Here is a 12,967-nt window from a genome sequence, read left to right on the forward strand (position 1 = left end):
CTGGGCTCGCACCATGGCCGCCCCGTACGATCGGCATCCACCGCGCCTCCCCCGATGATCGGGCACGGGCGCCTTCCTGGGGGGCAGGATGAGCGACGGATACGGGGCGGCCGGGCGGATCGCCCTCGGCGCGCCGGTGCACGAGACGATCGACACCGGCTCTCCGGCGGCCTGGGTCGCTCTGGATGCCGAGGTCCGGAACCTGGCACCGCACGCCGCGAGCCTGCTGCCGACGCGCCAGGAGCTCCGGGGTCTTCCGGCCGGGGAGCCGACTCCGACCGAGGAGGCCCGGATCGCCCTGGCCCTGTGCCACCCCGACGGCAGAGTCCGTGGAGCAGCCCTGGAGCCGGCGTCCGGAGTGGCCACCCTGCGGCCGCTGCTGGTGCTGCGCTGCGCCGACTGGGTCGCGCCGGTGCGCCTGAGGGCCCGGGAGCTGCTCGCGGACGTCTCCGGACGGCGACTGGTGTCCCTGGCCGGGCTCATCCTGCTTCTGGCCCGGCGTGAGCGGGGCGGTTTCGCCGGAGACCTGCTGGACCGCGCACTGCGCGACGGACCTGCGGCGGACGTCGAGTCCTTGCTGACGAGTGAGGACCGCGCGATACGCCGACTCGGCTACCGCATCGCCGTCGACCGGCGCCTGCTGCCCCCGGCCGAGCTCGCCCGCACCGCCGCCACCGCGTCCGGCGACACACGCGTGCAGACGCTCTGCGCGGAGGCGGCACTCGCCGCCATGGGCGAGGACGACCACGGGAACGTGGTGGATCCTCTGCTGGCCGCCCGCTCGCCCCAGGTCCGTTCCACCGGTGTGACCGCGCTGCGGCGCGCCGGACGGCACAGCGAGGCGGCCGCGTTCCTCGCCGACCGGGCGGGCGTGGTTCGGGCCTGCGCCCGGTACGTGCTGCGGCAGGCGGGCTGCGACCCCCTCCCCCTGTACCGGTCGATGTGCGCCGACGCGGCGAGGCACCCGGCGGCGGCCGCGGGGCTCGGTGAGTGCGGCTCGAGTGCGGACGCCGAAGCGCTGTGGGCCCTGACGACTCATCCCGTACCCGCCGTACGCGCCCACGCCGTGGCGGGTCTGTGCGCGCTCGACGCCGTACATCCCGAACGCATGCGTCCGCTGATCGACGATCAGGCCGCCCCCGTGGTCCGCGCCGCCGGCCGGGCTCTGCGGCCGTACGCCACGGGGCTGCCGTCGGACTGGCTGCTGGCGCGGCTGTCACCGGAGCTTCCCGCCCCCACACGTCTGGCGGCCCAGCGGCTCATGGACGTCCGCAGCCGCGCCCAGGCCCGGGGCCTGCCGGTCGTCCTGTGAAATTCCCGGCGACGACCGGTGGGCAGCACAAGAATGCGCCCATGGGAAAAACGTACGAACGTATCGACGGCCGGCTCAGGACCTTCATCGAGGAACAGCACCTCTTCTTCACCGCGACCGCGCCCCTGGACGGCGACGGCACGGTCAACCTCTCCCCCAAGGGGATGAGCGGCTCGTTCGCCGTCGTCGACGAACGGACCGTGGCCTACCTCGACTTCGCCGGCAGCACCGCCGAGACCATCGCGCATCTCCGGGAGAACGGGCGCATCACGTTGATGTGGTGCGCCTTCCAGGGCCCGCCCAACATCGTCCGTGTGCACGGGCGCGGTGAGCCGGTGTTCCGTGACGACCCGCGCTTCGCCGGGCTGCTCGGCCACTTCCCGGCCATCGACCCCACCGCGCACGGGCTGCGCGCGATCATCGTGGTGACGGCCGAACTGATCCGGGACTCCTGCGGTTACGCGGTGCCGTTCATGTCGTACGAGGAGGACCGCACCCTGCACGCCGGCCGTTTCCGGCGCGAGGACGACGAGAGCCTGAGCAGGTATTTCGAGAAGAAGGACGCCATCGCGACCAGCCTCGACGGGCTGCCGGGGCTCCCTCTGCCGCTGCCCGCGATGCCCGCACCCGTCATGGAGTGAGTCACTGGGCCGTACGGAGCAGGCGCGGTGGGGGCGGGAGGCCGCGCGCCGTACGGTCCGGAGCATGCGCAGACTCCTGGTGACCGCGTCGGTCCTGCTGGCCCTGGCCGGTTCGCTCGCGGCGCGGCCCGCCGGTCCGCCGCCCCTTCCGGAGCGGCTGGCCGACACGGGCGGCGGTACACAGCTGATCACCGCCGAGGCCCCCGGCACGGACTCCGTCACGGGCACGGTCACCTGGTGGGACCGGCGCGGGGGCGGCTGGGTGGCGGCGGGTTCGGCGCCCGCGCGCTTCGGGGCGAACGGACTGGCCGACGGCGCCACCCGCACCCAGGGCACGAACACCACGCCCACCGGGCTGTACGGCCTGCCGTACGCCTTCGGGATCAAGGCCGCCCCGCCCGGGACCCGCTACCCGTACCGCAGGGTCGGCGAGAACTCGTGGTGGTGCCAGGACACCGCGTCCCGGGCCTACAACCGCTGGGTGGAGCCGCGGCCCGCCGACTGCCGCGCGGACGAGGCCGAGCACCTCGTCACCTACACCGCCCAGTACGCCCGTGCGCTCGTCATCGGCTTCAACTACGACCGGCCGGTGCGCGGCAGGGGAGCCGGGATCTTCCTCCACGTGGACGGCAAGGGCGCGACCGCGGGCTGTGTGTCCGTGCCGGCGGCCGCCATGGACCGGATCCTGGCCTGGGCCGACCCGGCCCGACGGCCGCACATCGCGGTCGGGACGGAGTCCGGCCCGACCGCGATCACCCGCTACTGAGGACCGCGGTCGTTCTGGGCCAGCCGGAGCAGATGGTCGGCCAGCGCCTGGCCGCCGTTCGGGTCACGGCTGATCAGCATCAGCGTGTCGTCCCCCGCGATCGTGCCGAGGATCGCCTGGAGTTCTGCCTGGTCGATGGCCGAGGCGAGGAACTGGGCGGCGCCCGGAGGCGTACGCAGCACCACGAGGTTGGCCGAGGCCTCCGCGGAGATGAGCAGCTCGGCGGAGAGCCTGCGCATCCGCTCCTCCTTGGCCGACCCGCCCAGCGGCGCCTGCGGGGTGCGGAATCCGCCCTCGCTCGGCACCGCGTAGATCAGCTCGCCGCCGGTGTTGCGGATCTTCACCGCGCCGAGCTCGTCCAGGTCGCGGGAGAGCGTCGCCTGGGTGACGCTCAGCCCGTCGTCGGACAGCAGCCTGGCCAGCTGGCTCTGCGAGCGCACCGGCTGACGGTTCAGGATGTCCACGATCCTGCGGTGGCGGGCCGTGCGGGTCTGTGGCACCGACGGCCCTCCGTGGTCGGATTCCTGCGCCTCGGTCATCGTCGTCGCCTCATTCTCCGGATGGTCACTCTCCGGATCGTCCGTCCCCGTAAGCCGCGTCGAGAGCTCCCGGCAGAATCCGCAGGAACGCGTCCACCTCGGCGTCACCGATGATCAGCGGCGGCATGAGCCGTACGACGTCGGGGGCGGGCGCGTTCACCAGGAGTCCGGCTCCCTGAGCCGCCTGCTGCACCTTCGGTGCGAGGGGCCCGGTGAGCACGATACCCAGCAGCAGTCCGGAGCCGCGGACGTGGGAGACCAACGGGTGCCCGAGGCCCTCGACGCCGTCCCTGATCTTCTCTCCGAGCCGCTTCACGGTGTCCAGGGCCCCGTCGGCCGCGAGCGTGTCCAGCACGGCGAGACCGGCGGCGCAGGCGACGGGGTTGCCGCCGAACGTCGTGCCGTGCTGACCGGGCTTCAGCAGGTCGGCGGCGGCGCCGAACGCGACGGTGGCGCCGATCGGCAGTCCGCCGCCGAGCCCCTTGGCGAGCGTGACCACGTCGGGCTCGACGCCCTGGTGGGCCTGGTGCTCGAACCAGTGGCCGCAGCGGCCGATGCCGGTCTGCACCTCGTCGAGGACGAGCAGCGTGCCGGTGGCGCGCGTGATCTCCCTGGCCGCCTCCAGATAGCCCTTGGGCGGTACGACGACGCCGATCTCGCCCTGGATCGGCTCGATGATCAGCAGTGCCGTGTCGGTCGTCACCGCGGCCCGGAGCGCCTCGACGTCGCCGTACGGCACGTGCGTGACGTCGCCGGGCAGCGGCAGGAACGGGGTGCGCTTGGCGTGCTGGCCGGTCAGGGCGAGGCTGCCCATGGTCCGGCCGTGGAAGCCGCCGTCGGTCGCGACCATGTGCGTGCGCCCGGTCAGCCGGCCGATCTTGAAGGCCGCCTCGTTGGCCTCGGCGCCGGAGTTGCAGAAGAAGACCCTGCCCGTCCGCCCGAAGAGCTGGAGCAGCCGCTCGGCGAGCGCGATGGGGGGCTCGGCGGTGTAGAGGTTGGAGACATGGCCGAGGGAGGCGATCTGCGTGGAGACGGCCTCGACCACCGCTGGGTGGGCGTGGCCGAGCGCGTTGACCGCGATACCGCCGACGAAGTCGAGGTACTCGGTGCCCTCCGCGTCCCAGACACGGGCGCCCGCGCCGCGCACGAGCGGCAGCTGCGGAGTGCCGTAGTTGTCCATCAGCGCGCCCTGCCAGCGCTGTGCGAACTCCTCGTTGCCGGTCATGACTCCCCCTCTGCGTCGTGCTCCGTGGCGGGTGCTGCGTCGGGAACGACCATCGTGCCGATTCCCTCGTCGGTGAAGATCTCCAGCAGGATCGAGTGCTGGACCCGGCCGTCGATGACACGGGCGGTCTCGACACCGTTGCGTACGGCGTGGAGGCACCCCTGCATCTTCGGCACCATGCCGCTGGAGAGGTCGGGCAGCAGCTTCTCCAGCTCGGTGGCCGTGAGCCGGCTGATGACGTCGTCGCTGTTCGGCCAGTCCTCGTAGAGGCCCTCGACGTCGGTGAGGACCATCAGCGTCTCGGCGTTCAGCGCGGCCGCGAGTGCGGCGGCCGCGGTGTCGGCGTTGACGTTGTAGACGTGGTTGTCCTCGGCGGAGCGGGCGATGGAGGAGATGACCGGGATACGGCCGTCGTCCAGCAGCGCCTGGATCGCTCCGGTGTCGATGGAGGTGATCTCACCGACCCGGCCGATGTCGACGGCCTCACCGTCGATCATCGGGCGGTGCTGGGTGGCGGTGATCGTGTGGGCGTCCTCGCCGGTCATGCCGACGGCCAGCGGGCCGTGCTGGTTGAGCAGCCCGACGAGTTCACGCTGGACCTGTCCGGCCAGCACCATCCGTACGACGTCCATCGCCTCGGGCGTGGTGACACGGAGACCGGCCTTGAACTCGCTGACCAGGCCCTGCTTGTCGAGCTGGGCGCTGATCTGGGGGCCACCGCCGTGCACCACGACCGGCTTGAGGCCGGCGTGCCGCAGGAAGACGACGTCCTGGGCGAAGGCGGCCTTCAGCTCCTCGTCGATCATGGCGTTGCCGCCGAACTTGATGACGACGGTCCTGCCGTTGTGCCGGGTGAGCCAGGGCAGCGCCTCGATGAGGATCTGCGCCTTGGGCAGCGCGGTGTGCTTCCTCGCGGCGCTCATGAGCTGTACGCGCTGTTCTCGTGGACGTACTCGGCGGTCAGGTCGTTGGCCCAGATGACGGCGGACTCGTCGCCTGCCGCGAGGTCCGCGGTGATCCTGACCTCCCGGTAGCGCATGTCGACCAGGTCGCGGTCCGCGCCGACGCTGCCGTTCTTGCAGACCCAGACGTCGTTGATGGCGACGTTCAGCCGGTCGGGCTCGAAGGCGGCCTTCGTGGTGCCGATCGCGGAGAGGACCCGGCCCCAGTTGGGGTCCTCGCCGTGGATGGCGCACTTGAGGAGGTTGTTACGGGCGATGGACCGGCCGACCTCGACGGCGTCGTCCTCGGTGGCCGCGTTGATCACCTCGATCCGGATGTCCTTGGAGGCGCCCTCGGCGTCACCGATCAGCTGCCGGGCGAGATCGGCGCAGACGCTCTGCACGGCCTGGTCGAACTCGGCCTGCGCGGGGGTGATTCCGCTCGCCCCGGAGGCGAGCAGCAGCACGGTGTCGTTGGTCGACATGCAGCCGTCGGAGTCGACCCGGTCGAAGGTGGTGCGAGTGGCGGCGCGCAGCGCGGAGTCGAGCGCGGGCGCTTCGACGTCGGCGTCGGTGGTGAGGACGACCAGCATGGTGGCGAGGCCGGGGGCGAGCATGCCCGCGCCCTTGGCCATGCCGCCGACGGTCCAGCCCTCGCCGCCCGCGACAGCGGTCTTGTGGACCGTGTCCGTGGTCTTGATCGCGATGGCGGCCTTCTCGCCGCCGTGCTCGCTCAGGGCGGCGGCGGCGGTCTCGATGCCGGGCAGAAGCTTGTCCATGGGCAGGAGCAGCCCGATCAGCCCGGTCGACGCGACCGCGATCTCCCCGGCGCTGTGGCCGCCGAGGACCTCGGCGGCCTTCTCCGCGGTCGCGTGGGTGTCCTGGAACCCCTGAGGGCCCGTACAGGCGTTGGCGCCACCGGAGTTGAGGACGACGGCGGTCACCTCTCCGCCCTTGAGCACCTGTTCCGACCAGAGGACGGGTGCGGCCTTGACGCGGTTGGAGGTGAAGACGCCCGCGGCGGCGCGGCGGGGACCGTTGTTGACCACCAGGGCCAGGTCGGGACTACCGCTGTCCTTGATCCCGGCGGCGATGCCCGCCGCCGTGAATCCCTTGGCTGCCGTGACGCTCACGGTGCGACTCCGATCGTGGAAAGACCCGTGTCCTCGGGAAGTCCGAGGGCGATGTTCATGCTCTGCAGGGCGCCTCCGGCGGTGCCCTTGGCGAGGTTGTCGATGGCGCTGATCACGATGATCCGGCCGGCCGCCTCGTCGTGGGCGACCTGGATCTGCACGGCGTTGGATCCGTACACGGCCGCGGTGGCGGGCCACTGTCCTTCGGGAAGCAGGTCGACGAAGGGCTCGTCGGCGAAGGCCTTCTCGTACACCGTACGGAGCGACTCGGCGCTGACCCCGGGCTTCGCCTTGGCGCTGCACGTGGCGAGGATGCCGCGGGGCATGGGCGCGAGGGTCGGTGTGAAGGAGACGGAGACGGGCTCGCCGGCTGCGGCGCCGAGGTTCTGGATCATCTCGGGGGTGTGCCGGTGGGCCCCGCCGACGCCGTACGGGGACATGTTGCCCATGACCTCGGAGCCGAGCAGGTGCGGCTTGGCCGCCTTGCCCGCGCCGGAGGTGCCGGACGCGGCGACGACGACGGCCTCGGGTTCGGCGAGGCCGGCCGCGTACGCCGGGAAGAGTGCGAGGGAGACGGCGGTCGGGTAGCAGCCGGGCACGGCGATACGCTTGGTGCCCTCCAGCGCCGCTCGGGCCCCGGGCAGCTCGGGCAGGCCGTAGGGCCAGGTGCCGGCGTGCGGCGATCCGTAGAACTTGTCCCAGTCGGCAGCGTTCTCGAGCCGGAAGTCGGCGCCCATGTCCACCACGAGCACCTCGTCACCGAGCTGTTCGGCCACCGCGGCGGACTGCCCGTGCGGAAGGGCCAGGAAGACGACGTCGTGCCCGCCGAGGACCTCCGCGGTGGTCGGCTGGAGAACACGGTCCGCGAGCGGCCTCAGGTGCGGCTGGAGTGCGCCGAGCCGCTCGCCGGCGTTGGAGTGGCCGGTGAGGGCCCCGATCTCGACCTGTGGGTGGGTGAGGAGCAGACGGAGCAGTTCCCCGCCGGCGTATCCGCTCGCCCCTGCCACTGCCGCACGTACCACCATCGGAAGTTCCTCCTCATCGATGGCATGACTATACGCAACTATGCAGTTTTATGCAAAGACCGCATGGGGCGTTCCCGCGCGCGGTGACGGCGGTTGCGGCAGAACATCGGTACAGCACGAACACGACGACGCACGGAAGAGAAGTGAACGGCCATGGACGAGATCCTCGACGAGATCAGCCGTGTGCACCGGGAGGTCGGCACACGCCGTGTGGCGTCGGAGGAGGCGGGCGCGGTGCTGTTGCGGCGCACCTTCGGCGCCGGCCGCGACGAGGTCTGGGACGCGGTGACCTCGCCGGAGCGGATCGCCCGGTGGTTCCTGCCGGTGACCGGTGATTTCCGCGTCGGCGGCGGTTACCAGCTGGAGGGGAACGCCGGCGGCGAGATCCTGGAGTGCGTACGCCCGGAGCGGCTGCGTGTGTCCTGGCAGTTCGGTCCCGACCCCGCCTTCAGCGAGGTCGAGGTACGCCTGACACCGGAGGGCTCCGGCCGGACCGTGTTCGAGCTGGAGCACGTGTCCGTCGTTCCTGAGGAGTTCCGGAGCCAGTACGGGCCGGGCGCGGTCGGGATCGGCTGGGACCTGGCTCTTCTGGGGCTCGGGTGGCACCTCGCGGGTGACGGGATCAGCCCGGAGGACGCCGTGGATTGGCAGACCTCTCCCGAGGCGAAGGCCTTCGTGGCCCGCTCCGGCGAGGAATGGGGACGCGCGTTCGCCGCTTCGGGCGCGGACCCGGAGACCGTGACCGCGACGACCGTGGCGACGATCGAGTTCTACACGGGGTGACAGGGCGCCGTCAGGGGTTCCGCGCGGGCACGGCCCCGCAGGCGCCGCTCGTACCGCTGGACCGCGTCCAGCTCCCAGGTGCCGGGATGGAGCTCCCGGTCCACGGGCCCGATCAGGTCGTATCCGGCCACACAGCGCGGATCGTCGCGCTCGGCCAGCCCGTACACGGCCCGGATACGCGTCATCCGGTCCTCGTGCTCCAGGAGGCAGGCCAGGGCGTCGGCGATGTCCGGGGTCCTGCCCGGGTACCCGGCCAGCCAGTCGCACACGACCGCGCGCACATCGCTGTCGGCGTCCCGGGCCAGCGTGAGCACCGCCTCCAGTGCCTCGGGCGCGGTGAGCAGTCTCCCCCCGGACAGCTCAAGGGTGTGAGGGACCATGCAGCGGATGCCCGGGGCCGGGTGCGTGAGGAAGGAGAGCCCCACAGCCGCCACCTCCGGGGTGTTGTGGTCGCCCAGACCGTTCAGTACGGCGCAGAGGACCACAGGGTCTTCCTCCTGCGTGGCCCAGGGAAGGAAGATCTCCAGCGCCCGCTGCTCGTACGGGCAGGTCTGCGAGAAGGGGCTCCCGTCGGCGAGGGCCCCGGTCCTGCGCCGGAGCTCCGCCAGGGTTCCCGTCCGGTGCCACTGCCGCGCACGGTCGAGGAGTTCCGCGCGTACGGCGGCGTCCGTGACGGGGCCCGTGCCGTCGATCAGTGCGTCGACACCGGCGACGCAACCGCCGTCCACGGCCCTCAGCAGGGGGGTGGAGCCGTCCGGCAGCCGGCGGTACGGGTCGGCGCCCCCTGCCACGAGGGCTTCGGCCACGGGTACGTCGTACGAGGCGACGGCCGCGCAGAGCAGCGGCCAGCCGTCCTCTCCGAGGGCGTCCGGGTCGGAGCCGGCGGCCAGGAGCTCCCCCACCGCTGCGGCGTCCCGCTCACGCACCGCGGCGACGAGCCGGGAGTCCGTGGCGGGCACGTCAGTCGCGGCCGGCCTGCTCCGCCCGGGCCGCGTTGCGCTCCTTGATGCGGGCCGCTTCCTTGCGGACGTCGGCCTGGGTGGCGCGCTCCTTCTGCAGCCACTCGGGGCTTTCCTGCTTCAGGGCGTCGATCTGCTCGGTGGTGAGGGGCTCGGTGACACCGCCGCGCGCGAGGCCGGCGATGGAGACGCCCAGCTTCGAGGCGACCACCGGCCGGGGGTGCGGGCCGGTGCGGCGCAGCTCCTGCAGCCACTCCGGCGGATCGGCCTGCAGCGCGTTCAGCTCGGCGCGCGAGACGACGCCCTCCTGGAACTCGGCGGGGGTGGCTTCGAGGTACACACCCAGCTTCTTCGCCGCGGTGGCGGGCTTCATTGTCTGGGTGGTCTGGTGCGACGTCATGGTGTCCAGGGTATCGAGCATGTGCGCCGCCTCCGACCACGGCCGGTAACCTGGCGGGGTGACAGGCTCGGAAGTACCCCCTGCGTTCCGGCTCGCCTACGTCCCGGGCGTGACCCCGACCAAGTGGGTGCGGATCTGGAACGAGCGGCTGCCCGACACCCCGCTGACCCTTGTCGGCGTGCCCGCGGCCGAGGCCGCCGCTCTGCTGCGCGACGGCGGCGCGGACGCCGGTTTCGTGCGGCTGCCCGTCGACCGTACGGACCTCAGCGCGATCCCCCTCTACACCGAGACGACCGTGGTCGTGATCCCCAAGGACCACGCCGCGACGGCCGTCGAGGAGATGTCGGCCGAGGATCTCACCGAGGAGATCGTGCTGCACCCCCTCGACGACCCGCTCGACTGGGAGCGTCCGCCCGGCAGGCCCGCGTTCGAGCGGCCCGCCACGACCGCGGACGCCGTGGAGCTGGTGGCGGCGGGGGTGGGGCTGCTGGTCGTCCCGCAGTCCCTGGCGCGGTTGCACCACCGCAAGGACCTCACCTACCGGCCGCTGACGGGCGCCCCCGAGTCACGGATCGCCCTGTCGTGGCCGGAGGAGAAGACGACCGACCTGGTGGAGGAGTTCATCGGGATCGTCCGGGGGCGGACCGTCAACAGCACCCGGGGCCGGGCCCCGACGCCGCCGCAGCCCAAGGCCAAGCGCGCGGAGAAGAAGACCGACAGGAAGGGCGGCGGCGCCCCGCGCAAACCGGCGGCGGGCAAGACCTCCCGGGGCGGCTCCGGCGGCGCGAAGAACCCCAAGGGCGGCGCCAAGCGCGGAAAGCCCCGCCGCCGGCCGTAGGCGCACCCCCTACCCGTAGTACTTCGGAGCTACGCGCCAGGTGCGCTCCCGAGCGGGACGCCCGGCGCGCCCTGCTCGCAGTGCGGTGCGGCGCTGCTGCTGCTCGGGCGCCTGCGGCGGGCTCTCGCGCGGCCCGCCCTGTGGGCGGCGGTGGCTCTGCTGAACCTGTCCGCGATGACCGTGTTCCTGTGGCACCAGACCGCGGTGATCGTGGTCACCTCGACCGCCCTGTTCCCGAGCGGCCCGCTGCCTGGTCTCCACACGGTCCCCGACGGACCCGGGGGAGGAACGCAACCGGATCGCACGCGAGTTGCACGACGTGGTCGCCCACCACATGTCCGTGATCTCCATCCAGGCGCAGGTCGCCCCGCACCTGGTCGAGAATCCGTCGGAGGAACTACGGGAGAACCTCGCCGGCATACGGGAGAACGCCGTGGAGGCGCTTGCGGAGCTGCGCCGGGCCGCGGTGTTCGCGTACGAGTCGGGGCTGGTGCGCCCGGCAGGCTACTGACCGTGGCTCACAGGGCCCCGTACACCGCGTCGACCAGCGCCATCTTGCGCGGGTCGTCGGCGATGTGGGGGCCCATGCGGTTCATGACGTAACCGAGCGCGATTCCGGCCTCCGGGTCGGCGAGACCGCAGGAGCCGCCCGCCCCGTCGTGGCCGACGGCGCGCGGGTTGGGGCCGTACGACGCGTTCGGGCCGCTCAGCCAGAGGCCGAGGCCGAGCTCCGTCTCGTGGGCGAAGCCCGCTCCCAGCACCAGGTCCCGGCAGGGGCCCTGGCCCTCGCGGACCCGCTCGGCCGCCTCCTCGGAGAGGATCCGCCGGCCGCCGAGGCTGCCCCGCCCGGCGAGGATGCCGTAGAGGGAGGCGACGGCGCGGGCGGTGCCGTGGCCGTTGGCGGCGGGGATCTCGGCGGCGCGCCACTCGGGGGTGTTGGCGGCGGCGGTGCCCGTGCCGGGGTTGAGGAGGGAGGCGATGGCGAGCGGCTCCATCGTGGCGAACAGGGCGGCCTGTTCGCGGGATACGGCCTTCGGCTGGACGAGCTCGGCGACCCGGCCGGCGTCCTTCTCGGGAAGGCCGACGCTGAAGTCGATGGAGAGCGGGCCGGTGATCTCCTTCCGCAGGAACTCCCCGGGCAGCAGTCCGGTGATCCGGCGGACGACCTCGCCGACGAGGAAGCCGTACGAGATCGCGTGGTAGCCGGAGCGGGTCCCCGGTTCCCACCAGGGCTCGGTGGCCGCGAGGCGGGCCGTGGTCAGCTCCCAGTCGTAGAGCTCGGCCAGGGTGTGCGGGTCGCGCAGTCCGGCGACCCCGGAGCGGTGCGAGAGGAGGTGGCGTACGCGCACGGACTCCTTGCCCGCGGCGGCGAATTCGGGCCAGTACTCGGCCACCGGGGCGTCCAGGTCCAGGAGACCGCGGTCGGCCAGGACATGGGCGCAGAGCGCGGTCGGGCCCTTCGTCGTGGACCAGACGTTGACCACGGTGTCCCGCTCCCACCGGCGGGTCCGCCCGCCGTCGGCCCAGCCGCCCCAGAGGTCCACCACGGGCTGTCCGTCGAGCAGGACGGTGACCGCCGCGCCCAGCTCGTCGCGTTCGGCGAAGTTCGCCGCGAACGCGTCGCGCACCGCGGCGAACCGGTCGTCACAGTGGCCTTGGATCTGCGTCACGGCTCTCTCCTCGTCTCGGTGCCCCGCACCATACCGACTGGTCGGACTGGCGGGAAGATGCCGTACGCGCCGTTCCTTCGACCGGGTGATCCGGTCAGCGTGGAAGCGCTTCGAGGCTGAGGCTCCAGCGGCCGGGCAGCCCGGTGATCGTCACGGTGGAGAGCGGCCGGACGTCCACGTTCCAGTACGTCGACGGCGGGGCCTTGAGGGCGTACACCACGGCCGCGCGGACGACGGCGGGTTCGGCGACGGCGACGAGGGCCCCCTCCTGGAAGGGGCGGGTGTCGAGCCAGCTCCCCACCCTGGTGATGAAGGCGAGCAGGGATTCGCCGCCGTGCGGGGCGGAGCGCGGATCGGCGAGCCAGGCGTCCACGGCGGCCGGCTCGCGGGCGGCGACCTCGGACAGGGTGAGCCCCCTCCAGCGGCCCATGTCGCAGTCGCGCAGCGCGAGTTGGACGAGCGGGGCGAAGCCGAGGGCGTCCCCGGTGGCGCGGCTGCGCGGGGTGGGTGAGCAGTAGCGCAGCTCGGCGGCGCCGAGCCGCACCAGGGTGTGGGCGGCGAGCTGGACCTCGCGCCAGCCGTCGTGGTCGAGCGGCCGGTCGTCGTCGAAACGCTCGGCGAGGAGGGCGGAGCTGCGTGCTGCGGCGACCAGGGACACCCGAACACTCATGCGCGCGATCGTGGGGCCCGGCGCCGTGCCGGTCAAGAGGGCGGCGCGGCGCCGGGCGGACGTCT

Annotated in this window: 14 protein-coding genes and 2 pseudogenes; 7 read left to right on the forward strand and 9 right to left on the reverse strand. The window is 72.6% G+C overall.

The window, feature by feature from the left end; all coding sequences use genetic code 11:
* Positions 1-88: 88 nt before the first annotated feature.
* The 3 genes from ACIBCU_RS27495 (at position 89) to ACIBCU_RS27505 (ending at position 2,719) form a co-directional block, all read left to right on the forward strand.
* Complete coding sequence (locus ACIBCU_RS27495) at positions 89-1,312, forward strand: hypothetical protein (RefSeq protein ID WP_399234700.1); 1,224 nt, start codon at positions 89-91, stop codon at positions 1,310-1,312.
* Between the two features lie 41 nt (positions 1,313-1,353).
* A complete protein-coding gene (locus ACIBCU_RS27500) occupies positions 1,354-1,953 on the forward strand; it encodes a pyridoxamine 5'-phosphate oxidase family protein (protein WP_362929376.1) in 600 nt (199 codons plus the stop codon).
* Between the two features lie 64 nt (positions 1,954-2,017).
* On the forward strand, positions 2,018-2,719 hold the full coding sequence (locus ACIBCU_RS27505) for a L,D-transpeptidase family protein (RefSeq protein WP_362929378.1): 702 nt from the start codon (positions 2,018-2,020) through the stop codon (positions 2,717-2,719).
* Here ACIBCU_RS27505 and ACIBCU_RS27510 read toward each other — a convergent pair.
* From ACIBCU_RS27510 to argC, 5 genes are read right to left on the reverse strand one after another with little or no spacing between them, the layout of a single operon-like run.
* On the reverse strand, positions 2,713-3,258 hold the full coding sequence (locus tag ACIBCU_RS27510; protein WP_362929380.1) for an arginine repressor: 546 nt from the start codon (positions 3,256-3,258) through the stop codon (positions 2,713-2,715). The two genes, ACIBCU_RS27505 and ACIBCU_RS27510, sit on opposite strands and share 7 nt — an antisense overlap.
* Before the next feature lie 25 nt (positions 3,259-3,283).
* Positions 3,284-4,483: an acetylornithine transaminase gene (locus ACIBCU_RS27515; protein WP_399234703.1), complete on the reverse strand. Its 1,200-nt coding sequence runs from the start codon at positions 4,481-4,483 to the stop codon at positions 3,284-3,286.
* On the reverse strand, positions 4,480-5,406 hold the full coding sequence (argB, locus tag ACIBCU_RS27520) for an acetylglutamate kinase (protein WP_362929384.1): 927 nt from the start codon (positions 5,404-5,406) through the stop codon (positions 4,480-4,482). The genes ACIBCU_RS27515 and argB overlap by 4 nt, the downstream gene beginning before the upstream one ends.
* A complete protein-coding gene (gene argJ / locus ACIBCU_RS27525; protein WP_362929386.1) occupies positions 5,403-6,557 on the reverse strand; it encodes a bifunctional glutamate N-acetyltransferase/amino-acid acetyltransferase ArgJ in 1,155 nt (384 codons plus the stop codon). The genes argB and argJ overlap by 4 nt, the downstream gene beginning before the upstream one ends.
* The gene (argC, locus tag ACIBCU_RS27530) at positions 6,554-7,582 is read right to left on the reverse strand and encodes an N-acetyl-gamma-glutamyl-phosphate reductase (protein ID WP_362929388.1); all 1,029 of its coding nucleotides are present in this window, start codon (positions 7,580-7,582) and stop codon (positions 6,554-6,556) included. Before argC ends, argJ begins: the two co-directional genes overlap by 4 nt.
* 153 nt (positions 7,583-7,735) lie before the next feature.
* On the opposite strand from argC, the gene ACIBCU_RS27535 reads away from it, so the two are divergent.
* Entirely contained in the window at positions 7,736-8,365 is a 630-nt protein-coding gene (locus tag ACIBCU_RS27535) for an SRPBCC family protein (RefSeq protein ID WP_399234708.1), read from the forward strand.
* On the opposite strand, the gene ACIBCU_RS27540 is transcribed toward ACIBCU_RS27535, so the two are convergent.
* Together ACIBCU_RS27540 and ACIBCU_RS27545 are read right to left on the reverse strand one after the other, a co-directional pair.
* Positions 8,353-9,324, reverse strand: coding sequence for a HEAT repeat domain-containing protein (locus tag ACIBCU_RS27540; protein ID WP_399234710.1), 972 nt, complete (start codon positions 9,322-9,324; stop codon positions 8,353-8,355). The two genes, ACIBCU_RS27535 and ACIBCU_RS27540, sit on opposite strands and share 13 nt — an antisense overlap.
* Before the next feature lies 1 nt (position 9,325).
* On the reverse strand, positions 9,326-9,724 hold the full coding sequence (locus ACIBCU_RS27545; RefSeq protein WP_399234712.1) for a DUF5997 family protein: 399 nt from the start codon (positions 9,722-9,724) through the stop codon (positions 9,326-9,328).
* A gap of 58 nt (positions 9,725-9,782) precedes the next feature.
* On the opposite strand from ACIBCU_RS27545, the gene ACIBCU_RS27550 reads away from it, so the two are divergent.
* The 3 genes and pseudogenes from ACIBCU_RS27550 to ACIBCU_RS27560 form a co-directional block, all read left to right on the forward strand.
* On the forward strand, positions 9,783-10,562 hold the full coding sequence (locus tag ACIBCU_RS27550) for a LysR family substrate-binding domain-containing protein (protein ID WP_399234714.1): 780 nt from the start codon (positions 9,783-9,785) through the stop codon (positions 10,560-10,562).
* A gap of 75 nt (positions 10,563-10,637) precedes the next feature.
* Positions 10,638-10,844 (forward strand): annotated as a pseudogene (locus ACIBCU_RS27555) (acyltransferase); the annotation flags it as partial.
* A 1-nt stretch (position 10,845) separates the two neighbouring features.
* Positions 10,846-11,022 (forward strand): annotated as a pseudogene (locus tag ACIBCU_RS27560) (histidine kinase dimerization/phosphoacceptor domain-containing protein); the annotation flags it as partial.
* Between the two features lie 58 nt (positions 11,023-11,080).
* Here ACIBCU_RS27560 and ACIBCU_RS27565 read toward each other — a convergent pair.
* Complete coding sequence (locus tag ACIBCU_RS27565; protein WP_399234716.1) at positions 11,081-12,232, reverse strand: serine hydrolase domain-containing protein; 1,152 nt, start codon at positions 12,230-12,232, stop codon at positions 11,081-11,083.
* A 94-nt stretch (positions 12,233-12,326) separates the two neighbouring features.
* Entirely contained in the window at positions 12,327-12,902 is a 576-nt protein-coding gene (locus ACIBCU_RS27570; protein ID WP_399234718.1) for a histidine phosphatase family protein, read from the reverse strand.
* Between the last annotated feature and the right edge of the window lie 65 nt (positions 12,903-12,967).

This window comes from Streptomyces sp. NPDC051064 (assembly GCF_044455985.1).
GTDB lineage: Bacteria > Actinomycetota > Actinomycetes > Streptomycetales > Streptomycetaceae > Streptomyces.